This window comes from Arthrobacter sp. KBS0703 (assembly GCF_002008315.2).
In the GTDB taxonomy this organism is placed as follows: domain Bacteria; phylum Actinomycetota; class Actinomycetes; order Actinomycetales; family Micrococcaceae; genus Arthrobacter.
In genome coordinates this window covers 4141421-4165582 of record NZ_MVDG02000001.1, presented here as the reverse complement: position 1 = coordinate 4165582, position 24162 = coordinate 4141421, and the positions used below count along the sequence as shown (strand labels likewise).

The following is a 24162-nucleotide window of genomic DNA, read 5'->3' as shown; positions in this document are numbered from 1 at the left end:
CTACGTTTGGTGAAGGACGACGGCGTCGAGGTAGTACCAGCGGCCGTCCACCCTCAGGAAGCGGCTGGTTTCGTGGTGGACGCCGCGCTCCCCGTCCTGCCGGAAATGCGCCTTGAACTCCACTTTCCCCTCGGTGTCGAGCGGGCCGCCCCTCGCTGTGGACACGATGTCCAGGCGGCGCCATTCGAGTCCCGGATCGAGTTCCAGCTCGGTAGGACGCGTGTCCGGATGCCAGGTTTTCAGCAAGTAGCCGGCGTCGAGGAGCACAAAGGCACTGTAGCGGGAACGCATCAGCTGCTCGGCTGTGGCCGCCTCCGCTGGGCCGCTGTGGAACCGGCCGCAGCAGTCTGCATACTGCTCACCGGAGAGGCACGGGCAGTTACCGGTGAAGTGCTGGGGCTGGGTCATGTGCATCCCTAAAAAGTATGGAGTCCGCCTGCTAATTCCGACTATAGGCCCCGCCCGGGGACGCATCCGATAACAGCTTCGAAACAACCCCCGGCAGGGCTTGTCATGCGGGCATGTCGGCAGTAAATAGTCCGTATGGTGGTTAGGGGCCATTTTTCCGCTGCGCTGCGGCGGGACGAGGTGGCCGCGGGCTGGTTTTAGGAGGGCGAAGTGGAAGATCCGACAACGATCGCACTTAACCTGACCTTTTTCGGCACCGTGGGCGTGGCGTTCGTCATGTTCATCGGCATGTTCATCCTGTTCATGGTGACGCTGGTGATCGCCGGAGTGGGACGCCTGGTTGCGCTGATCGTGATGGCCCTGTTCGGCCGCTTCCCCGGGAACGACACCATCGAGGTGGTGCGGCTTCCCGTGGGGACGCAATCTTTCGACGCCGCCGCCCCCGACGAGGTCCCCGCAGCGGAGGAACGCCCGGCAAAAAAGCCGAAGGCCCCCCGGCCGGCGCGGGAACCGCGCCCTCCGCGCGACTGGAAGAAGCTCCTGAGCCGTGCCGGGCTCAAAGAGGCGCTCCGCACCGCCGTCGCCCACCACCCGCTGCTGACCGCCGCGCGGCCGGTGCCGCCCGTCCTGTCGAAAGACTGGGCAGCCGCGGTGGCCGCCGCCGATGCCCGTGCGGTGGCTGTCTCTTATACACATCTAGATGTGTATAAGAGACAGCGCCCCGGACCGGCCCGGACTGGGTGTGGCTGCCGACGGCGTGGTGAAGGTTGCTCCGCTGGTGGAGTCCGCCCTTAATGCGGAGGCGCTGCACACGGCGGCCCTGGATAAAAAGGCGCTGCACAAAGAATCCCGGCGCCAAGAGGGCGTGCAGGAAGACGCCCAGAACAATCCGAAACCGAACGCAGAGGCCCCCGCCCCCGGCGAAACGGGACCCAAGGAAGCACCGGCACGGTCCGCGCTTGCCTTGTCCGCCCAGCCTCCGCGGCCGGCGCGGAAGCCCGCCGCCGGGAACATGGCCGTCCTGGACACCGGGTCCATGGTCTCGCTGGCACAGCACGAGGACGTCCGCGTCCGGTCCTGAGGCACCGCCCCTGCAGTCAGGCCCGGCGGACTGGCCCGGCGGTCAGGCCGGCGCAGCAGGCAGATGAACCGCGCGCATCCCTTACCCTGAGCAACCATCTCCGCTAGCGTAAAGCCCATGGAATTCAGATATCTCGGAAACAGCGGCTTCAAGATCTCGGAAATCACTTTCGGCAACTGGCTGACCCACGGCTCCCAGGTGGAGAACGACGTCGCCACCCAGTGCGTGCGGGCGGCGCTCGACGCCGGCATCAGCACCTTTGACACGGCTGACGTCTACGCCAACACCGCGGCCGAGACGGTCCTCGGCGAAGCGCTGAAGGGCGAACGCCGCCAGTCCGTGGAGATTTTCACCAAGGTGTTCGGGCCCACCGGCCCCAAGGGCAAGAACGACCTGGGACTGTCGCGCAAGCACATCATGGAATCGATCGACGGCTCCCTGACCAGGCTGCAGACCGATTACGTCGACCTGTACCAGGCGCACCGCTACGACTTCGAGACGCCGCTCGAAGAGACGATGCAGGCGTTCGCGGACATCGTGCGGCAGGGCAAGGCGCTGTACATCGGCGTCAGCGAGTGGACCGCCGAGCAGCTCCGGGACGGCCACGCGCTGGCGAAGGAACTGGGCTTCCAGCTGATCTCCAACCAGCCCCAGTACTCCATGCTGTGGCGGGTCATCGAGGCGGAGGTCGTTCCCGCGTCCGAAGAGCTGGGCATCTCCCAGATCGTCTGGTCCCCCATGGCGCAGGGCGTGCTGAGCGGCAAATACCTGCCCGGCCAGCCGCTGCCCGAGCGGAGCCGCGCCACGGACGACAAGGGCGGCGCCAAGATGATCCAGCGCTGGATGCGCGATGACGTCCTCGCCGGCGTGCAGCAGCTGAAGCCCATCGCCGAGGAGGCCGGACTGAGCATGCCGCAGCTGGCCGTCGCCTGGGTCCTGCAGAACCCGAACGTGGCCTCGGCCATCATCGGCGCGTCCCGGCCCGAGCAGATCGCGGACAGCACGGCGGCCGCAGGCGTCAAGCTGGAACCGGAGGTCCTGAAGAAGATCGACGACGCCATCGGCTCCCTCGCCGAGCGCGATCCGGCCCAGACAAAATCCCCCGCAACGCGCGAAGGCTAGGACCGGCCATGACAGACCTTCCCGATCTCGCCGTCACCGGCTCCACGGGGGTCCTCGGCGGAATGGTGGCCCGCCAGCTCGCCGACGCCGGGTTCTCCCAGCGCCTGCTGGTGCGCGACGCCGGACGCGCACCAGAGCTGGATAACGCACCGACCGTCCTGGTCAGCTACGCGGACCCGGTGCTTTCGCGCCCCGCGCTGGAGGGCGTGAAGACCCTGTTCATGGTCTCGGCGGCCGAGGCGGAAGACCGGCTGCAGCACCACCACGCGTTCGTGGATGCCGCGGCCGAGGCGGGCGTGCAGCACATTGTCTATACGTCGTTCTTCGGCGCCGCCCCGGACTGCACGTTCACCCTGGGCCGCGACCATTACGCCACCGAGGCGCGGATCCGCGCGTCCGGGATGTCTTTTACGTTCCTGCGGAACAACTTCTACCTGGACTTCCTGCCGAAGCTGACCGGGGAGGACGGCGTGATCCGCGGTCCGGCCCGGGACGGCGTCATGGCAGCCGTGACACGGGAGGACATCGCCCGCAGCGCCGTGGCGGTACTCCGGGATCCGGCCGTGCATGCCGGGTTCACCTACAACCTCACAGGCCCGGAGGATCTCTCGCTGGCGCGGGCGGCGGAGGTGCTCACCCGGGCCACCGGCCGGGCCGTCACGTACCACGACGAAACCTTGGAGGAGGCCTACTCCTCCCGGGCCTCGTACGGGGCCCCGGCGTGGCTGGTGAACGCCTGGGTGAGCACCTACACGGCGATTGCCGCCGGTGAACTGGCCGGGCCGACGTCGGACGTAAACGGGCTCACCGGGCAGGACCCGATCGGGCTCGAGGAGTTTGTGAAGCTGCCGCAGCTGTAGCCGGCAGCACAGCCGGACGGGACTGTTGACGGCCCTGAGGGTGCGGCGTAAACCTAAAAGGGAGCACGCCGTCAGCAGCACCGAGCAGAATCGCAACGCCATGACAAAGCTGATCTACCGTCGCCGTCAGTCAGCCCGGCCCAGGCCGCATCCAGGGGAACCCACGTACGGGCCGCTCACCCAGGACGAACTGCAGCTCGCCGCGCGGAACCATTCGATGCCGCTGGAGGCCCTCCGCCAGGACGTGACGCCGCCGGGCATGCACTATGTGCTGACGCACTTCGACATCCCGCAGATAGAGGACGGCTCCTGGCACCTGCGGATCGGCGGCGCCGTGGAGATGGCGATGGAACTGAGCCTGGCCGCGCTCAAGAAGGACCCGGCCATCAGCGTTCCGGTGACGCTTGAATGCGCCGGCAACGGCCGCTCACTGCTCAAGCCGCGGCCGCTCAGCCAGCCATGGGTCCTCGAGGGCGTGGGCACGGCAGTCTGGACAGGCGTCCCGCTGGCCTACCTGCTCGCGCAGGCCCGCGTGGAGCCTGAAGCCGTAGAGGTGGTGTTCACCGGGGCGGATGAAGGGGTCCAGGGCGGCGTCCGCCACCACTACGCGCGGAGCCTGCCCATCGCGGAAGCGCTGCGGCCCGACGTCGTGCTTGCCTACAAGATGAACGGCAGCGAGCTGCCGGCCCAGCACGGCTACCCGCTGCGGCTGGTGGTTCCCGGCTGGTACGGCATGGCGAGCGTCAAATGGCTGCAGTCGATCCAGGTGGTGACGGCCCCGTTCCACGGCTTCCAGCAGGCGGTCGCGTACCGCTACCAGCACAACGCGAACGACGCCGGCACGCCGGTTTCGCGGATCAGGGTACGGTCGCTGATGGTTCCCCCGGGAATTCCGGACTTCTTCACGCGGCGCCGCATCCTCCCCCGCGGCCCGGTCATGCTGCGCGGCCGGGCCTGGTCCGGCGAGGCGCCGTGACCGGCGTGGAGGTCGGCATCGACGGCAAGTGGGTCCATGCCCAGCTGGACAAGGCCGCCGGCGCCTTCGCGTGGCGCGGCTGGAGCCTGCCTTGGGTGGCGGATCCGGGCCATCACGAGATTGCCTGCCGGGCGGCGATGCCACCGGCGCAGTCCAGCCGCTGGAGCAGCAGTGGAACTACCAGGGCATGGGGAACAACGTGGTGCAGCGCGTGCGGGTCACGGTGGAGTAGCCCGGCATCTCAGGTGCCCCAGTTGCCCGCCAGGACTTCGGGCACGTCAGGACACGGCCGTCCCAGGCGCGTGCACGGCGGTGAAATGCGGGCCCATCACCGTGAAGATCATGGCCAGCGACGTCGCGCCGGGATCGGCGGTCCCCAGGTTCTTCTCGGCCAGCCGCCGTGCCGCGTGCGCCGCACCCGACTGCACGGGCGCGGTCCCGCGCCGGTTGCCGATGAGGCCGGCGACCTTCGGCCGGACCGGCCTGTCTCTTATACACATCTAGATGTGTATAAGAGACAGGTCCGGGACCTGGCGCACCAGTCCGGAGTGGAGGTCGCAGAAGCCAGCGAGCGCTTCATCGGCGAAGTCGGCGGGGTCGTTGAAGATTCTGGTCATGGCGGTTCTTTCAGCTGGGTGGGCAGGGGCTGTTAGTGGATGTGGCTGCCGCCGTTGATGTCGATGGTGGTGCCGGTGAGGTAGGCCGACTCCTCCGAGGACAGGAAGGTGATGACGGCCGCGATCTCTTCCGTGGTGGCGTTGCGGCCCAGCGGGATGCCGGCGTTGATGGCGGCTTCCTGCTCATCGGTGCTGCCCACCCGGATGTTGGTGTCCACGGCTCCCGGCGTGATGGCGTTGACGGTCACTCCCGTGGCGCCGATTTCGCGGGCCAGGGCCTTGGTGAAGCCCAGGATGGCTGCCTTGGCGGCCGAGTAGGGGACCTTGCCGAAGACGCCGCCGCCGCGCTGGGCGGAAACAGAGGACATGTTGACGATCCGGCCCCAGCCGCTGGCGATCATGTCCGGCAGGAACGCCTTGGTCACCAGGTACGTGCCGGTGGAGTTGACTGCCATGACCTGGTTCCAGAGATCCAGGGTGGTTTCCAGGAACGGCACGGGAGAGGTGATGCCGGCGATGTTGGCCAAAGCGCCGACGGCCGGAAGCGTGCCGGAACTGACCTCGGCCGCCACTGCCTTGTAGGCGGCGTTGACGGAGTCCTCGTTGGCAACGTCGATCTCGTAGCCGAAAGCCGGGACATTGAATTCGTTGCCGATTTCCGCTGCGACCTTCGCGGACTTCTCGCCGTCGAGGTCCAGGATCACGATGCCCCAGCCTTGGCTGGCGTAGCGGCGTGCGGTGGTGATCCCGATGCCGCGGTCCGAGGTGGCTCCGGTGAGGACGGCGGTGCGCTGGATGGTGGTCATGATGCTCCTTGGGTTGCTTGGTGGTGGTTCAGGTGAGTTGATTCGGGTGGGTCGGTTCAGATCAGGTCGGTGATGAAACTGGCTGCCTTGGCCGCGGCTGCCGGGCGTTCGTCGTGGGTGATGTCCCGGGTCTCCAGCTCGAGCGAGAAGTGGCCGGCGTAGCCGTGCCCTGCCAGGGACCGGAGTCCGGCGGCGAAGTCGGCGTGGCCGTTTCCGATGCTCAGGTTGATGTTGCCGGGCACGGCGTCGCGCAGGTGCACGTGGGCAATCCGGCCCTGCTGGCGTTCGATGTACTCCAGCGGGTCTTCACCGGCGGCGACGATGTGGCTGAAGTCCATCACAATCCCGACGCCGGAACCTGCCAGCCGGCGGGCCAGCAGCTCCGCGCGCTCCAGGTTCCAGCAGAAGCGCAGGAAGTGCAGTGACTCGGTCCAGAGTTCGACGCCGAACTCCGCCGCCCGCTGGCCGGCCCGGGTCAGTTGGGCTGCTATTTCGTCGAGGTCCTCCTCGGGGCTCCGGACCGGTTCGTGGCCCAGGGCGCCGCACGGAAGGACCAGCGCCTTCGCGCCCGTGTTCGCCGTGAGGGTGAGCAGCGCATCAAGGTGCCGGTCGCGGGCCGCCTGCTGGCCGGCGTCGAGCTGTGCGTTGAGGTCCCCGATGTCCCCGTTGACAGAGCGGACCCGCAGCCCCGAGGCGGCAACCTTCGCAGTGACGGCCGTGACGGCATCCGCATCCAGGTCATAGGGGACGTGGTCGCAGACGCCCGGCAGGGCGCCCAGGTCGATTTCTTCGAAGCCCAGGCCTCCGATGGTCCGCAGTGCGGTGCCCAGATCCTGGTGGCGGAAGCTGATGGACGAGCAGCCGAGTCGGGAGTTGAACATCGTCGTTGATCCTCTGGTTATGCCCGGGGGCGGTAGTGATGAAAACCACAGTACAGACGTTGACTGTCAACAGTCAACCTTTGAAGTTGACTGTTGACATAGAGGCATGATGCAGGTCACACTGGCATATCATTTGTTAACAGTCGACAGTGCCGGTGCGGAAGCGCAGGGCGCTCTTCGAAAGGGATTCACAATGAGCAAAGAAGCTCTCAGCATGAGGGGCCCGGTCCACGGCACCAAGGACGCCAGGCGGGTCGCCATCGGCTCCGGCGTCGGCGCAGTGATCGAGACCTACGACTTCATCGGATTCGGCACCGCGGCTGCACTCTACTTCGGAACGGCCTTCTTCCCGACCGGAGATCCGGTGACCGGCACGCTGGCCGCCTTCGCCACCCTCGGCGTCGGCTTTGCGGCCCGCCCCATCGGCGGCATCATCGGCGGCCACTTGGGCGACAAGCTTGGCCGCAAGCCCGTCCTGGTGGCGTCGCTGATCCTTATGGGCGTTGCCACGTTCCTGATCGGCCTGCTCCCCACCTACAGCCAGGTGGGCCTGCTGGCTCCCGCCCTGCTCGTGTTCGTCCGCATCGTCCAGGGCCTGGCCTTCGGCGCTGAATGGGGCGGCGCCATCCTGATGAGCTACGAGCACGCACCCTGGAAGGCCAAGGGCAAGTACACCGGCATCGTCCAGGCCGGCTTCCCCGTGGGTCTCCTCCTGGCCAACCTGGTCTTCCTCGTCAGCGTCCAGCTCGGCGGCGAACTCGCGTGGCGCATTCCCTTCCTTGCCAGCATCGTGCTGGTGGTCGTCGGCCTGATCATCCGCTCCAAGGTGCCCGAATCCCCCGTCTTTGATGAGGTCAAGGACAGCGGGGACATCGTGAAGTCCCCCATCGTCGAGGTCATCAAGACGGACTGGCGCAACATCGTCAAGGGCATCGGCCTCCGCATCGCAGAGACCGCCGGCTACGCCGTGTCCATCACCTACATGATTTCCTACCTGAACAGCCAGCACCTGGCCGACAAGACCCAGACGCTCGTGGCGCTGTGCATCGCCTCCGCAATCGGCATCTTCGCCACCCAGGCCTGGGCGCGCCTGACGGACAGGATCGGCCGCCGGCCGCTCTACATCTGGTCCTGCGCCTTCGCCCTGCTGTTCGCGATCCCCATGTTCCTGCTGGTCAACACCGGCATGGCCATCTTCATCATCGCCACCCTCGTGATCTCCTACGCGGTCTGCCAGAACTCGCTCGCCGGCTCCCAGGGCGCCTGGTTCCCGGAACTCTTCCAGGCGAAGACCCGCGCCTCCGGCGCATCCCTGTCCTACCAGATCTCGGCCATGGTCTCCGGCTTCACCCCCTTCATCACCACGCTGCTGTTCGTCAGCTTCGGCTGGATGGGCCCGGCACTGCTCTTTGGCCTGTACGCAGCCATTGGCCTCTGGGCCGCAGTCGCCACCCGCGAAACCTGGGGCAAGCGCGAGCGCCAGTTGGCGGACGAGGCCACGAAGAACACCCCCGAGTCGGTGACGGTCTAATGACTATTGATCAGGAAACACGCACGCTGAAAGAAACTGCCACGGACCGCTTGCACCGCATCAGCGCTGCCGCTTACCGGATCCGTCATCACGCCCTCACCATGGGCGAGGTCCAGGGCCAGGGCTACGTCGGCCAGGCCCTCGGGGCGGCGGACATGCTGGCCGCCGTGTACGCGGACCAGCTCCGCTTCCAGGCGGACAACCCCGGCTGGGAAGGGCGTGACCGCTTCCTGCTCTCTACCGGGCACTACGCAATCGGCCACTACGCCGCGCTGGCCGAGGCCGGCATCTTTCCGGTCGAGGAACTGGAAACCTACGGTTCCGACGATTCCCGGCTCCCGATGTCAGGGATGTCCACCTACACCCCGGGCATGGAAATCTCCGGCGGATCGCTGGGCCACGGCCTCACCATCGCCGTCGGCATGGCACTGGGCCTGCGCCACCAGGGCTCCGCGGCGAGGGTCTACAACTTCCTCTCCGACGGCGAACTGGACGAGGGCTCCACCTGGGAGGCCGCCATGGGTGCGCACCACCACCAGCTGGGCAACCTCACCGCGATGGTGGACATCAACGCCCTGCAGGCGGACGGCAAGACGGACACCGTGCTCCGCACCGAACCCGTCACGGAAAAGTGGGAAGCCTTCGGCTGGTACACCCAGCGGGTGGACGGGAACGACGTCGGCGCGCTGCTGGCGGCGTTCGACAACGCAGCAGCCCAGGCGGCCGCCGTCGGGCGTCCCTCCGTCATCCTGTGCGACACGAAAGTGGGCCGCGGCGTGCCGCTGCTCGAGGACCGCGAGAAGGCGCACTTCATGCGCATCGAGGAACACGAATGGCAGCTTTGCCGCGAGCAGCTGACCGCAGGATACGAAGGGAAGGCAGTCCGATGAGCACCTCCACCGCCTTGACGGGCACCGCACCGAAGCTGAAGACCTCGGCCATGATCGCGTCCTTCGCCGATCCGGGCCAGAAGACCGCGTCCGCCCCGTTCGGGCACGCCCTGGTCAAGGCCGCGCAGGAGAACGACAAAATCGTTGGCCTCACTGCCGACCTCGGCAAATACACGGACATGCACATCTTCGCCCAGGCCTTCCCGGAGCGGTTCTTCCAGATGGGCATGGCCGAGCAGCTCCTGTTCGGCGCCGCGGCGGGTTTGGCGGAGACCGGCCTGGTGCCGTTCGCGTCCACCTACTCCGTGTTCGCCGCCCGGCGTGCCTATGACTTCCTGTGCCTGGACAGCGCCGAGCCGAACCTGAACGTGAACATCGTGGGCGGACTTCCTGGCCTGACCACCGGCTACGGGCCAAGCCACCAGGCCACCGAAGACATGGCGATCTTCCGCGGCATGCCCAATCTGACCATCGTGGATCCCTGCGACTCGATCGACATCGAACAGGCCGTGCCGCAGCTGGCAGCCAGCGACGGGCCCACGTACCTGCGGCTGCTCCGCGGCAACGTCCCCACGGTGCTGGACGAGTACGGCTACACGTTCGAGCTCGGCAAGGCCAAGGTGCTGCGCGGCGGGAACGACGTCGTGTTTGTCTCCAGCGGGCTCATGACCATGCGGGCACTGCAGGCCGCCAAGGCGCTGGCGGCGCACAACGTGGACGTCGCCGTCGTGCATGCCCCCACCATCAAGCCGTTCGACGCCGAAACGGTGCTGGCGGAGCTGAACACCGACCGTCTCGCCGTGACGCTGGAGAACCACAGCGTGGTGGGCGGCCTGTTCGAAACGGTTGCCTCCGCCGTCGTCACCGCCGGCCTGGGCAAGCGGGTGGTGCCGGTGGCGCTGCCAGACGCTTTCCTCGACGCGGGCGCGCTGCCCACCCTGCACGAACGCTACGGCCTGTCCGTGCAGCGGATCGTGGCCAAGGTTCTTGCGGAGCTTGGCTGAGCGGAATCTCCGGGCGGAAGCGCGGGGCCGGTACGCGCCGGTTCCGCGCTTCTGACGTAACATCAACAGTTAACAGACCAGCTGTAAACAGTTGACCACTGACATAGAGTCACTGACCTTGAGGACGAACGATGGCCGGAGCAACAGCACCCCTGCTGGGACTGGAAAAGAAGAGCCTTCGCGAGCAGGCGCTTTCCGCGCTGCGCACCGCCATCACCAGCGGCGAGCTTGAGCCCGGCCGGCACCTGGTGGAAACCGAGCTGTCCGACATGCTCCAGATCAGCCGTGGAACGCTCCGGGAGGCCCTGCGGCAGCTCGAGCAGGAAGGCCTGCTGTCCGCGGGCCCGCGCGGCCGCCTCTCCGTTCGCCACCTGGATGCCAAGGAAATCCGCGATATCTACTCCGTGCGGGCCGCGCTGGAGTCCCTCGCAGCCCGGGCCCTGTGCGAACTCCCGGACCGCCAAAATGTGATCACGTCGCTGCGCGCGGCAATCGACGCCATGGCGGCCGCAACCGAAGGCAGCCTCGAGGAGCGGATCGAGTCCGACCTCGAGTTCCACCGCACCATGTGCCGGCTTACCGGCAACGAGACACTGCTTCACTCCTGGGAATCGCTGGAGGGATCCATCCGGATGTCCATCATGTTTGCCGGCCTGGAGAAGGGCGTCAGGAACATGAGCGTCGAACGGCACCACGACATCGTGGCGGCCATCGAGACCGGCGACGCCTCCCTGGCCGGCAAGACCATTCGCGAGCACATGGACAGTGCGGCCGCCGTCCTGGTGGCGTAAGCCGGCTTAGCGGTCGCGTCAGTAGTCAACGATCGCGCCGCCGGAGATATTGAAGGTGGCGTCCGTCATGGACCCCGCCTTGTCCGAGGCGGCGAAGGCGGCCACGTTGCCCACGTCCTCCAGGGTGGCCGTCCGGTTGAGGTGGGCCGTCCTGATGATCTCGCCCACGATCTCCTCGCGGCCTTCCATCTGCCAGGGAATGGTCTCGGTGATCCCGCCCGTGACGATCGTGACGACGCGGATGCCGTGCTTTCCGAGCTCCAAGGCCCATTGCCGGCGCAGTCCTTCCATGGCGTCCAGCGCCACCTTGAATCCGCCCAGCCCCGCGAGGGTCTGCGGCCCGGAACCGCCGAACGTCAGCACCACCCCCGAGCGCTGCCGGATCATGTGCCGCGCCGCGGCCCGGGTGGTGAGGAAGTGCGTGCGCGCGGCGTTGGCGATGGGCTTGAGGAAGTCCGCCGCGGGGATCTCCATGAGCGGCTGCTGGACATCGCCGAGGGAAATGAGGTTGAACGAGACGTCGATCCGTCCGGTCTTCTTGGCCACCTGGCCGACGAACTCTTCCACCTGGGCTTCGTCCAGGGCGTCGACGACGGCGGTCTCTGCCGCGCCGCCTGCCTCACGGATGTTCCGGGCCACCCGGTCCAGCCTGGACTGCGTCCGCCCCGCCAGGAAAACGCGGGCACCTTCGCCGGCGAATGCCTCGGCAACAGCCGTGCCCACGGGCCCTCCCGCGCCGTAGATCACGGCGGTCTTTCCGTCCAGGATGCCGCGTTGCTGGTTCCCGTCGTCGAGCATGCCGGCCTCCCCGAGGTGAACTTCTGCCAGTTCACTCCACTATGTTCTTGCCCGGCGAACGTGGCAAGGGCGGCCAGCTATACTCGGCTGCAATCATGAGCAGCCTTCCTTCCGCCCCCGCCACGGTCCGCGTCGACGCCTGGCTCTGGGCCATCCGCGCCTACAAGACGCGCTCCGCGGCCACCGCCGCGTGCCGGGCAGGGCACGTCCGCCTCAACGGAAACCCGGCCAAGGCCTCTCAGTCGCTGGTTCCCGGTGACACCGTCCGGGTCCGCCAGCCGGGCTACGAACGCATCCTCGAGGTGCGCCGGCTGATTGCCAAGCGCGTGGGTGCGGAGGCCGCATCCCACTGCTTCACCGACCACACTCCCCCGCGCCCCTGTCTCTTATACACATCTAGATGTGTATAAGAGAATCTAGATGTGTATAAGAGACAGGCCTGCCGCAGCGCGACCGCGGGACCGGGCGGCCCACCAAGAAGGACCGCCGGGAAATGGAACGCCTCAAGGGTTCCGGCTAGGCGTCGTCCCACGCCTCCGGGTTGACCACCGTCGGGTTGACCACCCTCGCGGTGCGGCGGCTCAGTCCCGGACGCGCTCCTGCCCGTCCCGCACCTCGAACTCGCCCACTTCCAGCTCGCCGGCGCCGAACGCCGTGGGCAGGAGGGTCAGGTATGCGGCGCCGGCCGACGTCGTCTTGCTTCCGGCCAGGGTGAACGCGGACGGCGCAGCCCCGGTTTCAAAGAGCCGCTTGCCCTGGCCAAGCACCACCGGAAAGACGAGCAGCCGGTACTCGTCCACCAGGCCGGCGTCGTGCAGTGCGCGGGCCAGCCGGTGGCTGCCGTGGACCTGGAGTTCCCGGCCGGGGCCGGACTTGAGGTCGTCAATGGCCTCCAGGAAATTGCCGGAGAGGACTGTGGTGTTGGTCCACGTGGGGTCCGTGAGGGTGTTGGAGACGACATACTTCGGCAGGCCGTTGAGCGCGGCAGCCACGGCGTTGTCGGGGTCCGTGACCTGCTCCCAGTAGGGCTGGAACAGCTGGTACGTGGTGCGGCCCAGGAGGAGGGCGTCGGCCTCGGCGAACCAGCCGTCCACAATCTTGCCCATGTCGTCGTCGTAATGCGGGACGAGCCAGCCGCCGAATTCGAAGCCGCCGGACGGATCCTCTTCCCTGCCGCCCGGCCCCTGCATGACGCCGTCGAGGGTCAGGAACGTGTGGACAGTGAGTTTCATGACGGGCCTTTCGGAGGAGTTCCGGGGTGGGCTTCTCCGGGATCGACCGGGCCCATGTCGAGGCGGAACGGCGGATACTCGTCGCGCATGAGCGCCACGTAGGCGACGACGCGGTAGACCCAGCGGTTCAGGCCGAGCAGCAGGTCAAACAGGCTCCACAGGTATCTGCCCGTGAACAGCAGGATGACGCCGGCAATGAAGGCCAGGAGCGAGATCAGTGCGATCGAGTTGCCCGCCGACGAGTAGCGCGCGGCGCCGCCGGCAAAGTCGTCGTCGGACGCCACCCACACCCGCGAGTTGCCGGCGAGCACCGCCACAATCAGCAGGTGCGGGATAGCCAGCAGCCAGGATTTGACCAGCACCAGGCCGCGGGAGAGGTGGTCCGGGTAGTCGACGTCGAAGTCCGCAGGGTAGTCCGTGCGGGCCAGGGTGAAGGGCGGGTAGCGGTCGGTTCCGATCGCCGAAAACGCATAGAAGGACACCCGCCAGCTCCAGCGCAGCACGCCGACATTGAAGTTGAACAGCGAGCGCGGATAGCGGGCAGTGAACAGGATCGCGAACCAGGCCACGATGGTGGTGACAATCAGGGCGAACCAGAGGAAGAACAGGACGATGAGGTGCGGGATGGCCAGGAACCACTTGACCAGCCACATCCAGCGGGACAGCGCGGGATCGAGATGCCCGCTGAGGCGCGCGGGGTATGGCACGTTTGCAAAGATCCCGACGGCGGCAGGCGGCGCGGTGCCGGGAGGCAGTCCGCCTGCACCCGCGACCGAGATGTGTATAAGAGACAGCGCCTGGGACTCCCGCACCCGGCGTTCCTCCGCCCGGCGCACCTGCGCTGCCGGGGACGCCTGGGACTCCCGCACCGCCGGGCGCGGCGGCGTTGGCGAGCGGCGCCTGTCTCTTATACACATCTAGATGTGTATAAGAGACAGCTGCAGGATAGTGCGGCGGCGGCCCGTGCCGGCCGAGTCCGGCGGCGCCCACAACGATCAGCGGCACACCGATGGCCACGAGCACGATGCCTGAGATCAGCAGCCACAGGAAGAGAGGCCAGAGCAGCTCGGAGCGGACTCCGGCCTGGAGGTCCGCGGCAACAGGCGTGCTGGAGTCGGCGTTCATCACCACGAACGTCCAGCTGCCGGGCCGGGCGTCCCACCTGAGTTCCTGGGTGCCGGTGCCCTCGGCGGAAGCGGTCCAGAAACCCTGGGCGCCGGGGGCAGCGGGCGTCTTGGTGCCGGGGACTTCGTTGTACTGAACCCTGAAGGGCCGGAGTTCGAGCTCCCTGATTTCTGACCGCTTCACGCCGTCGAGGTACCGGGCCGCGTCGTCCTGCGGGGCGACGCCAATGAAAATTCCCTTGCCCGGGGTGGCTGTGGCGCCGCGGAGCAGGACACTGCCTGCGCTGTCGGTGGGAATAACGTCCGGCAGCCTTCCGCCGGCCATGATGTCCAGCCCGGCGGACGTGATGGCGTAGGAGCTGACTTCGAACCGGTGCGATTGCGTGGTGAAGTACCCTTCGTCGCGCTGCTGGAAGTTCAGCCAGCCCACGCCAAATGCGCCGGCCAGCAGCCCCAGCCCCAGGAGGGCGGAGAGCGTGCCAAGGACGAGCATCACAATGCGGCCGGGTTTCATGCGTTCTCCTTGGGTCGGGCGCGGGGCCGGGCAACGCGGGATTCGCCGCCGGCGGGCTGCGTTCCGTGGATCTGGGTGGCGTGGGTTTGGCTGCCGCGGGAATGGATTCCGTGCGTATGCGCGCCGTGCGCCGGGGCGGCCGGCGGCCGGGGATCCAGAATGCTGAGCCGGCAAGGATGCGCTGACGTTCCCTCGCCGCTGAGCTCGGTGAGCTGGGCAGGGTCATGGAGCGCAGTGATCGCTTCCTCCACGGCACGGGCCTTGGTCAAGTCGAGGACGATTTCCCGGCCAGGCAGGAGCGTCCTGGCCCGCCGGGCGACGATGTACAGCGCCCGGATGTTGGCTGCTGTGACGGTTCCGCGCACCTCAATGCGGGCGCGTTCCATGTTGGAATCGATGTGCACAAGGACCTTGAGCCGGTGGTGGGTTGCAGTGCGGTCCATCGCGCGCTCACGTCCGCCCGGGGGCCTGCGGCAATGGCTCAGGCATTCCGGCGGCCTCAATGTAAAAGCCCATGCCGACGCCTCCCCCGACTTCATTGTCAGAACCGTGTCACGTCCAGAATGCACCTTCTTATCTGTGCTGGGAAGAGGGCACAATCACCGTTCTGGACGGCGGAGAGCGCACCCCGGAGGGGGCATCAGCGTGAATTGGCGAAGACGCGATCCACCCATAGCCTGTTCGTATGCTTTCCAGTGCAGCGGACCGCGCCTTGCCTGACATTGTGCTGGCTTCCGTCAGGCAGCCCGGCGACGCAGCCTGCTCCGACGTTCACGTCCGCGGCGGGCTCGTGTCCCGGATCGCCGCCGCGGATGAGCGGCCACGGGGTGTCCGTGTTGTGGACTTCGACGGCCGGTACGCCATCCCTGGACTCTGGGATGAGCATGTACACATGACGCAATGGGCTCTTGCGGCCAACCGGATTGACCTTTCCCTGGCGGAGTCGGCGCGGGCCGCCGCAGACCTCGTGCGTTACCGCATTTCCGCTGCCGGACCGTCCCTGGCAGGCCCGTCCCCGACAGTTGTGGGCGTCGGCTTCCGGGATGCCGTGTGGGATGACGTCCCGGGCCTGGAACTCCTCGACGGCGCGACGCAGGGAGTGCCGACGGCCCTGATCAGCCACGACCTTCACTGCGTGTGGCTGAACTCGGCAGCGGCCAAGCGATACGGCGTGCGGCCCGATGCCGGGGGTCTGCTCCGTGAGGACGCCGCATTTGCAGTGACCCGCGAGCTGGGCCGCCTCCCCGATGACGTGGTGGACGGCTGGGTCCGCACTGCCTCCGGCGCGGCCGCCACCCGCGGAATCGTGGGTGTGGTCGACTTCGAAATGACCTGGAACCGGGACGTCTGGCTGCGCCGGATCGCCGGGGGCTTCGACTCGTTCCGCGTGGACGCAGGCGTGTATCCGGAAGACCTGGAGCGTGCGGCAGCTGCTGGAATGCGGACCGGTCAACTGCTCGACGGCGGTGCGGGGCTGCTGAGCGTTGGCCCCCTGAAGGTCCTGATCGACGGGTCCCTGAACACCCGCACCGCATACTGCGTGGATCCGTATCCGCACGGTGGCCGGGGCGTCCTGACGGTCAGCGAAGCGGAACTGCTGGCGCTGCTGGTGCGGGCCCGGGAGGCCCGATTCGTTCCGGCGGTTCACGCGATCGGCGACGCCGCCAACCAGGTGGCCCTGGACGCCTTCGCCGCAGCCGGCGTCCCCGGACGCGTCGAGCACGCCCAGTTTGTGCGCCGCGAGGACTTCGCCCGGTTTGGCGAACTGGGCCTGACGGCCAGCGTCCAGCCGGCCCACGCCCTCGACGACCGCGACGCCGCGGACGCCAACTGGGACGGCCGCACCGGCCGCGCCTTCCCGCTGCGTTCGCTGCTGGACGCCGGGGCATCCCTTGCGCTCGGGTCCGATGCGCCGGTGGCACCGCTGGATCCGTGGCTGGCAATGTCGGCCGCGGCCACCCGGTCCCGGCAGGACGGGCGCGGGCCGTGGCACCCGGAGCAGGCCATCACGCGCCAGGAGGCACTCGTGGCCTCGACCCGGGGACGCGGGCGCATAAGTGTCCGGGAAGCGGCGGACATCGCGGTGCTCGACGGCGATCCGCTGGCGGTGCCGGATTCGGTGTTCGCAGAAATGCCGGTTGCCGCAACGCTGGTGGCAGGCCGGTTCACGTACCGTGGCCCTGGCGTTTAGGTCCCTTTGACCCGGGCCTGGACGAGGTTGGCGAACGGCAGGCTGCCGTACAGCTCGCTGAAATCAGCGTGGCACTTAGCCTCCGCTGGATTCACGTCTGCCGCGGGCAGCTCTTTCCAGGCGATGACCAGCGACTGAGGTTCGGCGAGCTGCCAAATCAATCGGCCGTCCCAATGGCCTGGCGGCTTGCCCTTCCCGAAATCCAGGAACTCCTGTATTTGCCTGCGAAGTCCCCGGTTACCCTTGCTTCCGACGCCGGCTTTCCCCAGATACAGGACATCCGCGTCGTCGATCCATTCTGCAGCCAGGGCATCCGCGCGCAACGAGGGGTCCTTCTTCTTGAAGACTCCGGCCGTGCTCTTCACCAGGAACCGCGGCTCAAAGCCTTCGGGCTTCAGCACCGCGAATATGCCGGGAGCCTGCGGGACCCTGTTGATTTCGAGGCTGGCTAGCGTCCGGAACCCGGCGAATCCGTCCGCCTTAAGCGTTCGTTTGTTGATCGGCAATGGGTTCCTTACGTTCACTGGACCCTGTCAACCGGGCGGACCGTTGAGCAGGTTCCCGAATATGGCAAAGCCGATCCGGCAGATCTCTTCATCCCCTCTGTGGAAGGTATGAATCGAGTGTAGTTGAGGAGCTGGCGTGGGGATCGGCATGGTCTTCTCGTAGCCGGAATCGCCACCCCGACCGTTGCCCCGTGCCGCGTTGTCTGGCCCGGCCGGCCTCATCATCTGGCCGTGCGGGCGCAGTTGGCACATTTTGGTGACAACCGCCCGGCAGAGGAGGAACATATAGGTCAGAAAGGTCAAAGGAGACCTCATGCTGTTGAAGCGAACGCTGCCCGCGGCTGCCATTGCCGCAGCCGTGTTGACCCTCGCCTCAGGAAGCCTCAACGGACCCCTGTCCGCGCCCGTGCAGGTGCAAGTGCCGGCACTGCACAGGGAACTGGCCGTGACCGCGGCCCCCAACAACGTCCAGGCCGCAGTCCTCCGGGGATGGGGCCCGGTGAAGGCAGGTGACGAGTTTTCCTACACCGGGGCACCCAATCCCCGGAAATGGAAGGTTTACGACGGCGCCGGCCACGCGGGCAAAGGTATTCGCAGCCCGAAGGCGTGGAATGTGGCCAACGGCGTGGCCACCGTCAGTGGGAACGCCTACGGCGCGACGGGCGGGATGGCGGCAAAGTTCGCCCAGCAAAAATACGGCCGATGGGAAACCCGGATGAGAACCAGTGTGCGGGACCCGAAATACCACCCGGTGCTGCTCCTGTGGCCCAACGGCAACAGCTCCCCAAACTGTGCGGAGGTCGATTACGGCGAATCCCTCACCGACACCACCCTGATCAAGTTCGCCCTGCACTACGCGTGTGCCGGACTGCAGAGCTATCAGACCCGGGCTGAACGGAAAATCGACACCACCCAATGGCACAACTACGCCGTGCAGTGGACCTCGACCAGTATCACCGGATACATTGACGGCGCCCTGTGGTTCACGGACACCAACCGGGCACACGTGCCGCCGGTCGGAATGCACCAAACCCTCCAACTCGACTGGTTCCCGACCGGAAAGCCCACCAAGCCCAGTTGGATGCAGGTCGACTGGGTCCGCGTATACCGATGACACCCGCGATGCCTGGCGGTCCGGGTGAGATCGGCACCGCTCCCGGGGCTGTCGCAGGCCGAGAGCGCGGACCAACGGTCCTGTAACGCCTGGCCCCGGACCTTTGTCAGTGCTGCGTGATTAGGCCACTGAGCACTCAGCAAAATCGTCATCGACAAGCGTACTGGCCAGGAATAGCCTTGACCCGTCCGAGAGTGTTCCGACAATGGAGACGGAGAGGTCCGGAAATGGGAACCCAGGAAAATGTTGAACTGATTCGGCGCGGCTACGAGGCCTTCGACGCCGGGGATGTGGACACACTCCGCGAATTATTCGCGGAGGACGCAGTCTGGCACGGCGCAGGAAACGGCGTGCTATCGGGAACCAAGCAGGGACGCGAGGCCATCCTGGCCTATTTCGGCGAGCTGGCGACGCGCTCTGACGGAAGCTTCAAGGTGACACTTCAGGAGATCATCGGAGGGGACAACCACATCATCGGGCTGCAGCACAACCACGCCGAGACCAACGGCAAGACGCTGGACACGGATGGAGCCCTGACGTTCCAGCTTCGCGACGGAAAGATCACCGAAGGCCGGGAGTTCTACGAAGACACCGCCCGGGGAGACGCCTTCTGGGCGGAATAACAAACCGGGAGGCCCGGCCGTTCGTTCGTGGAACGGCCGGGTCCTCCTCTGGCCCGAAGTCCCGCCGATCCCGCTCCTTAGCGTCCGGACCTGCCCACCCACCGCGCCAAAAGCGTACAGTGGAACAAGACGCCTGATTCTGGACGCCGTGCTGCTGAGGGAGAGATCGTGACGATTGACTGGGACGAAAAAAAGGCCCTGCTACAGGAACCGAACATCGCGGCGGTGACGCAGCTTTGCGACGAACTCATGGAAAAGAAGCCGGGATCCACCGTCCCCTACATCGACCCCGTCCATGACGAGGACGAATGCAGGATCGTCAGCCTCCACGTCAGCCCCGGCAAGGGCACCGAGTCCGGCTTCGTCTCGCACTTCAACGACGACGAGGCCGCACGCCGGGCCACGCAGATCTATCAACTCGCCGAACTGGACCCCCGTTACGTCATGCCCTGGAACGCGTACCCCTGGGTGCGGGATCCGGACATGCCGTCAGCCCTGAACGTCCAGGAAAAAACGGACGGCCTGCGCCCCTTCCGCCAGTTCCTGAAAATCAACAGACGCGTCTCAGCCGTCATCGCCCACGGCACAGACGCCGCCACCTTCCTCACCCTCTTCGAGAAGACCTACCACTCCTCGCTGAAGAACAGCGGCATCAAAATCTACAAGGCCAGCGCGCTCGGCGGGCGGGCCTTTGCTGTTTCCGAAGCCAAGCAGGAGGAGCTCCTCACCAAGAGCGTCGACATCTACAAAGACGCCATGCAGCGGGCAGGCATCCAGCACCTGTAGATCCGACGCAGCCTACCCGTCTAGCCGCCTACCCTTCCAGCAGCCTCCGCCGGTGTTTGAGTTCCTTGACCCACGCCCTGGTAACCATGTCCGGGAAAGGTGAGGCGCCGCCGTCGTGAGTTGACGCGAAGGCCGCGCCCGCTTCCAGGTCCGCGAGCAGCGGGCCGGCCGCCCGCAAGGCCAATTCCACCACCTGCGTGGCCGCGCGCTCCGTCAGCCCGAGCTCGCTGGCCCAGCCCAGGAAGTGCCTCCGCGAGATCCCGCTCCGCTTGCCTCCGAGCGTCAGGGCGAGCGTCTTGTCGCCGTAGACCCTGTCTCTTATACACATCTGGGCGCGATGGACCATTCCCCGTGCAGCTGCTGCACCATGGACACGTTCTTGGCATGCAGGTCCCCGTTGCCGCTCAGCCATGCGAAGGCCACCTGGATCGCGAGGTTCCGCAGGGCGGCAGCGGTGCCGCGCAGTACTCCGCCAGCGCCATGCACACGGTCCCGAACCCCACGTTGTACTTGTCCGCGGGGTACAGCTTCAGCACCTGTGCGCCGTCCTCGACGGCGAGGCGCTGCACGGCGTCCGGCTCGCCCGCCGCCGCCGGCACCCGGTCGAAGCGCTCCACCAGGAGCCCCGGCCGGCCGGCAACGTCCCGCATCAGCTGCACGCGGCTCAGCGGAATCCGCAGCTTCGCCGCATACCGGAACATGATGAGCTCGTTCTCCACCACGTGCGGAAACTCCGGCGCGTTGAGCTTGAGGATGAACCGCCGGCCGGCGCTGGCCACGGGCATGGAGATCATCCCGGCGGACAGCTTGTCCTGCACGCCCGCCAGCGCCACGGGATCGATCAGGCCCGAATCCCCCAGCAGTTCGTCGAAGTCCACCGGTTTCCGCGGATCCACCTCCACCGCGTGCTCCTCGGGATCCAGCGGCTCGCCGTGGCCCACGATCTGCACATCCCCCACCGGGTTCCCGCCCGCGGCGATAAGCAGGGAGAGGTCGTCGTCGGCACTCGTCTTGATGGACCGGCGCAGTGCGTTCAGCCGGCGGCCCTCCGGCAGCAGCCCGGTGAAATACGGCGGGGCGGCGCCGGCCGCGGACAGCACCGGCTCCGCGGTCAGCGGCAGGGAACTCGCCACCGCCGGCCCGCCGTGCTGGAGGTAGTCGGGCAGATAACTGAACTTCGTGCCGCCGTCGTGCCGTTCCAGCCGCGCGGCAAGGACGCCCCGTTTGTAGATATCGGCGACACGGTGCCTCATGGCCGGCCGCTGCTTTCGGGAGCGCTGCTTTCAGAAGCCGCCTCCGACGGCGGGACGTGCGGCCGGCTGACGTCCGACGGCGGCTGCCTCACCAGGGCGCGGGCCGCTTCCCGGGACCGTGTGCTGAGCCGGAGTTCGAGGCCGAGCGTTTCCAGGACCGCCTGCAGCGAGTCCAGCTGGACACTTGGTTTGCCCTGCTCGACGAAACGGACAAACCGCTCCGAGACGCCGGCCATGTCGGCGACGTCCTGCTGGCTCAGCCGCAAGGCGGCCCTGCGCGCCCGGACTTCATCGGCAAGGTAATCAGCGAAGTTAGCGGCCATGCGTGGACTCCAAGATAGGAACGAACGTACCGAAATCAGCTCAGGACCAGTCTATTTCCCCCATATAGGGTGAGGCAAGGGCATTTCGGCACGAACGTACCGCCGCGCGCCGCGGCCGGAAAGGCATTGGAACGCCCGGTTCCGAAGTTCTTAGAAAGTTCTTAGCATCCACCTCGCAGACTGGATCGAGGCGCCACGCCGCACCGGCGCGCGGCCGCACTGCCGCCCCAGCACACCAGGAGACGTACCCGTGAGCAGCACTGAACTTTCCGCCGACCAAGCGGCGGCTCGCACACGGATGGCCATCCTCCCGCAGCTGCGCCACTGGATCGTGCTGCCGCTGGTCTCCGCCGCGCTGATCGCAGCCGCCGGCCTCACTGTTGCGTCGGCGCCCGCCGTCACCGCGGCGGACCTGTCCGTCGATGCGGCCCTGAGCCACGAGCATTCCGCGCCGCTGACGGCAATCGCCCTGTTCATCAACACGGTGTTTAGCCCGGTGGGCGGCGTGCTGATGATTGCCGCGGTGTGCCTGTTCCTCCTGGTCGTCCGCCGGAGTCCGGTAAATGCCGTGGCCACCGGGCTGGTCGCTGCGGCAGCGTGGGTCAGTTGCGAGCTCTTCAAGTTCGTGGTGGGCCGCCACCGGCCGGACGCGAGCGCGCTCTTTGACCCCCTGGTCCCGGAACCGGGAACCGACAGCTTCCCCAGCGGTCACACCTCCCTGGCCGTTGCCTTGGCTATCGCCGTCTTCCTGCTCGCCCGGGGCACGCGCTGGCAGTGGCCGGCGCTGGCGGGCGGCGCTGGCGTGGCCGTGGCGGTTGCCCTGTCCCGCCTGTATCTGGGCGTCCACTACCCAACTGACGTGGCGGCGTCGTTCCTCTCATCGCTGACCGGGGCGGCCTTCACCACCGGATTGTGGAACGCGTACGGGCTGGCAGTGCTGGCCAGGCTTCCGCTGCTGGGCCGCCTGGGTCCGGTCCCGGCCCCAGGCTCCTGAGGACGCGCCAGCCAGTAAACACTGCTCCGATGCCTGCGGAGCCGCCGGTGTTGGCAGAATGGACGTAATGGACGCGAACCCCAAGAAGCGCGTGCTGCTGGTGGAGGACGACCGGCAGCTCGGTCCCCTCATCGTTGAGCTCATCGGTGACGACTTCGACGTGACCCTCGCCCGGGACGGGCAGCAGGGCCTGCACCTTGGCTTATCGCAGGACTGGGACGTGCTGGTGGTGGACCGGGGACTGCCGCTCCTGGACGGCGCCGCGCTCGTCACGGCGCTCCGGGACAAGGGCGTCAGCACGCCCGTGCTGATCCTCACCGCACTGGGCACGGTTCAGGACAGGGTGGACGGGCTCGACGCCGGCGCCAACGACTACCTCGTGAAGCCGTTCGACGCCGATGAGCTCGCCGCCCGGCTCCGCGCCCTGACGCGCACCTATGCGCCGGCCCCGCAGACGGTGACGCTCGGGGACTGGACATACGACGCCGGGTCCCGGCTCCTGCTGTCGCCCTACGGCCACCGCGTGCCGCTGTCACCCAAGGAAGGGTCGCTGCTCATGGCCTTGGCCGCCGAACCGGACCGGGTGTTCTCGCGTACTGAGCTGCTCGCGAAGGTGTTCACCGACGGCGACCAGCCCGGTGCCGTCGACACCTACGTGCACTACGTGCGCCGGAAGGCGGGCCGGGACGTCATCCGCACCGTGCATGGCACCGGCTACCAGTTGGGAGAACCGTCGTGACGCCGTCCGCCGCCGACCGGCGGATCCTGCGTGCCGCCGCGCGCAAGGTCAGCACCCAGATCGCACTCGTGTGCGCCGCGGCCCTTGCCGTGGTGATTGTGGCCCTGGTCCTGTTCGCCCTGTTCCGGTCGCAACCGGCCGAGCTCGCTGAGCACCCCGCTGGAACCGGCCGGATCTACATTGACGAGGCGGATGCGCTGCTGGCCCTGATCCTCGGCGGCGTCCTGGCCGTAGTTCTGGCTGCCGCCGCAGGACTCATCAGCGCCCGGAGTGCGGTGAAACCGCTGGGTGAGGCCCTGGCGGCGCAGCGGCGCTTCGTGCAGGACGCCAGCCACGAGCTGCGCACGCCGCTGGCCATTCTCGATGCCCGGCTGCAGCTCGCCCAGCGCAAAGCGGGCCCGAACAGCGCCGCCGCGCCCACCCTCGCACGCCTCCGCGAGGACAGCGCCGGGCTGGCGGAACTCGTGGAGGATCTGCTGCTGATGTCCGTTGCCACGGCCGGCGAAACAGCCGAACCGGTCAACGCCACGGCCATTGTTGCGGACGTGGCGGACGACTTCGGACTCCTCACCAGCAGCGCGGCCATCCAGCTGGACTACTCCGCCACGGGCGAAGCGCGGGTACGGGTGCCTGCGCATCTGCTGCGGCGCATGGTGACCGCCCTGCTCGACAACGCGATCTCACATACTCCGCAGTCCGGCCGGATCGGGGTATCCGTCGACACCGCCGGACGCACAGTGCGCATCAGCGTCCGGGACACCGGCCCGGGCATCACCGGCATCTCGCCGGACCGGATCTTCGACCGTTTTGCCCGCGGCCTTCCTGCGGACCATGAGCCCGCCCGGCAGGGCTACGGGATCGGCCTGGCCCTGGTCAAGGACGCTGCCCTGCGCCATGGCGGGGACGTCCGCGTGGCCGGCACGGGGCCGGACGGAACATCGCTCTGCCTCGAGTTGCCGGCGGCATAGGTCCCTGCTGCGGGTTTCTCGGCGCAGGCC

At 67.3% G+C, this 24162-nt stretch carries 29 protein-coding genes and 2 pseudogenes; 17 read left to right on the top strand and 14 right to left on the bottom strand.

The window, feature by feature from the left end:
* Positions 1-408 (bottom strand): YchJ family protein, encoded by a 408-nt coding sequence (locus B1A87_RS19380; protein ID WP_078026349.1) that lies wholly within the window; start codon positions 406-408, stop codon positions 1-3.
* A 210-nt stretch (positions 409-618) separates the two neighbouring features.
* Between B1A87_RS19380 and B1A87_RS19375 the strand changes: the two genes are divergently transcribed.
* The 5 genes and pseudogenes from B1A87_RS19375 (at position 619) to B1A87_RS19355 (ending at position 4679) form a co-directional block, all read left to right on the top strand.
* Positions 619-1203, top strand: coding sequence for a hypothetical protein (locus B1A87_RS19375; RefSeq protein ID WP_144275892.1), 585 nt, complete (start codon positions 619-621; stop codon positions 1201-1203).
* Positions 1109-1489: a hypothetical protein gene (locus B1A87_RS19370; RefSeq protein WP_144275891.1), complete on the top strand. Its 381-nt coding sequence runs from the start codon at positions 1109-1111 to the stop codon at positions 1487-1489. Before B1A87_RS19375 ends, B1A87_RS19370 begins: the two co-directional genes overlap by 95 nt.
* A 117-nt stretch (positions 1490-1606) precedes the next feature.
* Complete coding sequence (locus tag B1A87_RS19365; RefSeq protein ID WP_078026329.1) at positions 1607-2611, top strand: aldo/keto reductase family protein; 1005 nt, start codon at positions 1607-1609, stop codon at positions 2609-2611.
* An 8-nt stretch (positions 2612-2619) separates the two neighbouring features.
* A complete protein-coding gene (locus tag B1A87_RS19360) occupies positions 2620-3471 on the top strand; it encodes an SDR family oxidoreductase (protein ID WP_078026330.1) in 852 nt (283 codons plus the stop codon).
* A 100-nt stretch (positions 3472-3571) separates the two neighbouring features.
* A pseudogene (locus B1A87_RS19355) lies at positions 3572-4679 on the top strand (sulfite oxidase).
* Between the two features lie 46 nt (positions 4680-4725).
* Here B1A87_RS19355 and B1A87_RS19350 read toward each other — a convergent pair.
* The 3 genes from B1A87_RS19350 to B1A87_RS19340 form a co-directional block, all read right to left on the bottom strand.
* Positions 4726-4947, bottom strand: coding sequence for a hypothetical protein (locus tag B1A87_RS19350; RefSeq protein ID WP_144275890.1), 222 nt, complete (start codon positions 4945-4947; stop codon positions 4726-4728).
* 149 nt (positions 4948-5096) lie between these two features.
* On the bottom strand, positions 5097-5870 hold the full coding sequence (locus B1A87_RS19345; RefSeq protein WP_078026333.1) for an SDR family NAD(P)-dependent oxidoreductase: 774 nt from the start codon (positions 5868-5870) through the stop codon (positions 5097-5099).
* A 56-nt stretch (positions 5871-5926) separates the two neighbouring features.
* Complete coding sequence (locus B1A87_RS19340; RefSeq protein ID WP_078026334.1) at positions 5927-6751, bottom strand: sugar phosphate isomerase/epimerase; 825 nt, start codon at positions 6749-6751, stop codon at positions 5927-5929.
* Positions 6752-6944: 193 nt separating this feature from the next.
* On the opposite strand from B1A87_RS19340, the gene B1A87_RS19335 reads away from it, so the two are divergent.
* From B1A87_RS19335 to B1A87_RS19320, 4 genes are all read left to right on the top strand, one after another.
* Positions 6945-8282, top strand: coding sequence for an MFS transporter (locus B1A87_RS19335; protein ID WP_078026335.1), 1338 nt, complete (start codon positions 6945-6947; stop codon positions 8280-8282).
* A complete protein-coding gene (locus tag B1A87_RS19330) occupies positions 8282-9172 on the top strand; it encodes a transketolase (RefSeq protein WP_078026336.1) in 891 nt (296 codons plus the stop codon). The genes B1A87_RS19335 and B1A87_RS19330 overlap by 1 nt, the downstream gene beginning before the upstream one ends.
* Entirely contained in the window at positions 9169-10176 is a 1008-nt protein-coding gene (locus B1A87_RS19325; protein ID WP_078026337.1) for a transketolase family protein, read from the top strand. The genes B1A87_RS19330 and B1A87_RS19325 overlap by 4 nt, the downstream gene beginning before the upstream one ends.
* Positions 10177-10307: 131 nt before the next feature.
* Positions 10308-10967, top strand: coding sequence for a GntR family transcriptional regulator (locus tag B1A87_RS19320; RefSeq protein WP_078026338.1), 660 nt, complete (start codon positions 10308-10310; stop codon positions 10965-10967).
* A gap of 18 nt (positions 10968-10985) precedes the next feature.
* Here B1A87_RS19320 and B1A87_RS19315 read toward each other — a convergent pair whose 3' ends face one another.
* Positions 10986-11765, bottom strand: coding sequence for an SDR family NAD(P)-dependent oxidoreductase (locus B1A87_RS19315; protein WP_078026339.1), 780 nt, complete (start codon positions 11763-11765; stop codon positions 10986-10988).
* A gap of 95 nt (positions 11766-11860) precedes the next feature.
* Between B1A87_RS19315 and B1A87_RS19310 the strand changes: the two are divergent.
* Positions 11861-12285, top strand: a pseudogene (locus tag B1A87_RS19310) (RNA-binding S4 domain-containing protein).
* Between the two features lie 61 nt (positions 12286-12346).
* Here B1A87_RS19310 and B1A87_RS19305 read toward each other — a convergent pair.
* The 3 genes from B1A87_RS19305 to B1A87_RS19295 all read right to left on the bottom strand — a co-directional run bounded on the left by B1A87_RS19305 (position 12347) and on the right by B1A87_RS19295 (position 15078).
* Positions 12347-12997: a dihydrofolate reductase family protein gene (locus tag B1A87_RS19305; protein ID WP_078026340.1), complete on the bottom strand. Its 651-nt coding sequence runs from the start codon at positions 12995-12997 to the stop codon at positions 12347-12349.
* On the bottom strand, positions 12994-13914 hold the full coding sequence (locus tag B1A87_RS19300) for a DUF4389 domain-containing protein (protein WP_144275889.1): 921 nt from the start codon (positions 13912-13914) through the stop codon (positions 12994-12996). Before B1A87_RS19300 ends, B1A87_RS19305 begins: the two co-directional genes overlap by 4 nt.
* A 717-nt stretch (positions 13915-14631) precedes the next feature.
* On the bottom strand, positions 14632-15078 hold the full coding sequence (locus B1A87_RS19295; protein WP_078026342.1) for a hypothetical protein: 447 nt from the start codon (positions 15076-15078) through the stop codon (positions 14632-14634).
* Between the two features lie 242 nt (positions 15079-15320).
* Between B1A87_RS19295 and B1A87_RS19290 the strand changes: the two genes are divergently transcribed.
* Entirely contained in the window at positions 15321-16826 is a 1506-nt protein-coding gene (locus tag B1A87_RS19290; RefSeq protein WP_078026343.1) for an amidohydrolase, read from the top strand.
* Here the strand turns inward: B1A87_RS19290 and B1A87_RS19285 are convergent.
* Positions 16823-17332: a hypothetical protein gene (locus tag B1A87_RS19285; RefSeq protein ID WP_078026344.1), complete on the bottom strand. Its 510-nt coding sequence runs from the start codon at positions 17330-17332 to the stop codon at positions 16823-16825. The two genes, B1A87_RS19290 and B1A87_RS19285, sit on opposite strands and share 4 nt — an antisense overlap.
* Positions 17333-17359: 27 nt before the next feature.
* Entirely contained in the window at positions 17360-17635 is a 276-nt protein-coding gene (locus B1A87_RS19280; RefSeq protein WP_139362658.1) for a hypothetical protein, read from the bottom strand.
* Between the two features lie 10 nt (positions 17636-17645).
* Here B1A87_RS19280 and B1A87_RS19275 point away from each other — a divergent pair, with 10 nt between their 5' ends.
* From B1A87_RS19275 to B1A87_RS19265, 3 genes are all read left to right on the top strand, one after another.
* The gene (locus tag B1A87_RS19275) at positions 17646-18446 is read left to right on the top strand and encodes a glycoside hydrolase family 16 protein (RefSeq protein WP_144275888.1); all 801 of its coding nucleotides are present in this window, start codon (positions 17646-17648) and stop codon (positions 18444-18446) included.
* Between the two features lie 227 nt (positions 18447-18673).
* Positions 18674-19069 (top strand): nuclear transport factor 2 family protein, encoded by a 396-nt coding sequence (locus tag B1A87_RS19270; RefSeq protein WP_078027536.1) that lies wholly within the window; start codon positions 18674-18676, stop codon positions 19067-19069.
* A 168-nt stretch (positions 19070-19237) separates the two neighbouring features.
* Positions 19238-19855 carry a uracil-DNA glycosylase gene (locus B1A87_RS19265; protein ID WP_078027535.1) on the top strand — a complete coding sequence of 206 codons (618 nt, stop codon included), beginning with the start codon at positions 19238-19240 and terminating at the stop codon, positions 19853-19855.
* A gap of 28 nt (positions 19856-19883) precedes the next feature.
* On the opposite strand, the gene B1A87_RS24265 is transcribed toward B1A87_RS19265, so the two are convergent.
* From B1A87_RS24265 to B1A87_RS19255, 4 genes are read right to left on the bottom strand one after another with little or no spacing between them, the layout of a single operon-like run.
* On the bottom strand, positions 19884-20183 hold the full coding sequence (locus tag B1A87_RS24265; RefSeq protein ID WP_260680972.1) for a hypothetical protein: 300 nt from the start codon (positions 20181-20183) through the stop codon (positions 19884-19886).
* A complete protein-coding gene (locus tag B1A87_RS24260) occupies positions 20174-20278 on the bottom strand; it encodes a HipA domain-containing protein (protein WP_260680971.1) in 105 nt (34 codons plus the stop codon). Before B1A87_RS24260 ends, B1A87_RS24265 begins: the two co-directional genes overlap by 10 nt.
* Positions 20260-21108 carry a type II toxin-antitoxin system HipA family toxin gene (locus B1A87_RS19260; protein ID WP_260680970.1) on the bottom strand — a complete coding sequence of 283 codons (849 nt, stop codon included), beginning with the start codon at positions 21106-21108 and terminating at the stop codon, positions 20260-20262. The genes B1A87_RS24260 and B1A87_RS19260 overlap by 19 nt, the downstream gene beginning before the upstream one ends.
* Complete coding sequence (locus B1A87_RS19255) at positions 21105-21431, bottom strand: helix-turn-helix transcriptional regulator (RefSeq protein WP_078027533.1); 327 nt, start codon at positions 21429-21431, stop codon at positions 21105-21107. The genes B1A87_RS19260 and B1A87_RS19255 overlap by 4 nt, the downstream gene beginning before the upstream one ends.
* Before the next feature lie 250 nt (positions 21432-21681).
* Between B1A87_RS19255 and B1A87_RS19250 the strand changes: the two genes are divergently transcribed.
* The 3 genes from B1A87_RS19250 to B1A87_RS19240 all read left to right on the top strand — a co-directional run bounded on the left by B1A87_RS19250 (position 21682) and on the right by B1A87_RS19240 (position 24132).
* On the top strand, positions 21682-22425 hold the full coding sequence (locus tag B1A87_RS19250) for a phosphatase PAP2 family protein (RefSeq protein WP_260680969.1): 744 nt from the start codon (positions 21682-21684) through the stop codon (positions 22423-22425).
* A 67-nt stretch (positions 22426-22492) separates the two neighbouring features.
* Positions 22493-23164 carry a response regulator transcription factor gene (locus B1A87_RS19245; RefSeq protein WP_078027532.1) on the top strand — a complete coding sequence of 224 codons (672 nt, stop codon included), beginning with the start codon at positions 22493-22495 and terminating at the stop codon, positions 23162-23164.
* Positions 23161-24132 carry a HAMP domain-containing sensor histidine kinase gene (locus B1A87_RS19240; protein ID WP_078027531.1) on the top strand — a complete coding sequence of 324 codons (972 nt, stop codon included), beginning with the start codon at positions 23161-23163 and terminating at the stop codon, positions 24130-24132. The genes B1A87_RS19245 and B1A87_RS19240 overlap by 4 nt, the downstream gene beginning before the upstream one ends.
* Positions 24133-24162 lie beyond the last annotated feature (30 nt).

Bases quoted from the DNA above. Each gene is read 5' to 3' on its own strand.
- B1A87_RS19380 (WP_078026349.1), bottom strand. From the start codon at position 408: ATGACCCAGCCCCAGCACTTCACCGGTAACTGCCCGTGCCTCTCCGGT.
- B1A87_RS19370 (WP_144275891.1), top strand. From the start codon at position 1,109: ATGTGTATAAGAGACAGCGCCCCGGACCGGCCCGGACTGGGTGTGGCT.
- B1A87_RS19365 (WP_078026329.1), top strand. From the start codon at position 1,607: ATGGAATTCAGATATCTCGGAAACAGCGGCTTCAAGATCTCGGAAATC.
- B1A87_RS19360 (WP_078026330.1), top strand. From the start codon at position 2,620: ATGACAGACCTTCCCGATCTCGCCGTCACCGGCTCCACGGGGGTCCTC.
- B1A87_RS19350 (WP_144275890.1), bottom strand. From the start codon at position 4,947: ATGTGTATAAGAGACAGGCCGGTCCGGCCGAAGGTCGCCGGCCTCATC.
- B1A87_RS19345 (WP_078026333.1), bottom strand. From the start codon at position 5,870: ATGACCACCATCCAGCGCACCGCCGTCCTCACCGGAGCCACCTCGGAC.
- B1A87_RS19340 (WP_078026334.1), bottom strand. From the start codon at position 6,751: ATGTTCAACTCCCGACTCGGCTGCTCGTCCATCAGCTTCCGCCACCAG.
- B1A87_RS19335 (WP_078026335.1), top strand. From the start codon at position 6,945: ATGAGCAAAGAAGCTCTCAGCATGAGGGGCCCGGTCCACGGCACCAAG.
- B1A87_RS19330 (WP_078026336.1), top strand. From the start codon at position 8,282: ATGACTATTGATCAGGAAACACGCACGCTGAAAGAAACTGCCACGGAC.
- B1A87_RS19325 (WP_078026337.1), top strand. From the start codon at position 9,169: ATGAGCACCTCCACCGCCTTGACGGGCACCGCACCGAAGCTGAAGACC.
- B1A87_RS19320 (WP_078026338.1), top strand. From the start codon at position 10,308: ATGGCCGGAGCAACAGCACCCCTGCTGGGACTGGAAAAGAAGAGCCTT.
- B1A87_RS19315 (WP_078026339.1), bottom strand. From the start codon at position 11,765: ATGCTCGACGACGGGAACCAGCAACGCGGCATCCTGGACGGAAAGACC.
- B1A87_RS19305 (WP_078026340.1), bottom strand. From the start codon at position 12,997: ATGAAACTCACTGTCCACACGTTCCTGACCCTCGACGGCGTCATGCAG.
- B1A87_RS19300 (WP_144275889.1), bottom strand. From the start codon at position 13,914: ATGTGTATAAGAGACAGGCGCCGCTCGCCAACGCCGCCGCGCCCGGCG.
- B1A87_RS19295 (WP_078026342.1), bottom strand. From the start codon at position 15,078: ATGGACCGCACTGCAACCCACCACCGGCTCAAGGTCCTTGTGCACATC.
- B1A87_RS19290 (WP_078026343.1), top strand. From the start codon at position 15,321: ATGCTTTCCAGTGCAGCGGACCGCGCCTTGCCTGACATTGTGCTGGCT.
- B1A87_RS19275 (WP_144275888.1), top strand. From the start codon at position 17,646: ATGCTGTTGAAGCGAACGCTGCCCGCGGCTGCCATTGCCGCAGCCGTG.
- B1A87_RS19270 (WP_078027536.1), top strand. From the start codon at position 18,674: ATGGGAACCCAGGAAAATGTTGAACTGATTCGGCGCGGCTACGAGGCC.
- B1A87_RS24265 (WP_260680972.1), bottom strand. From the start codon at position 20,183: ATGTGTATAAGAGACAGGGTCTACGGCGACAAGACGCTCGCCCTGACG.
- B1A87_RS19260 (WP_260680970.1), bottom strand. From the start codon at position 21,108: ATGAGGCACCGTGTCGCCGATATCTACAAACGGGGCGTCCTTGCCGCG.
- B1A87_RS19255 (WP_078027533.1), bottom strand. From the start codon at position 21,431: ATGGCCGCTAACTTCGCTGATTACCTTGCCGATGAAGTCCGGGCGCGC.
- B1A87_RS19245 (WP_078027532.1), top strand. From the start codon at position 22,493: ATGGACGCGAACCCCAAGAAGCGCGTGCTGCTGGTGGAGGACGACCGG.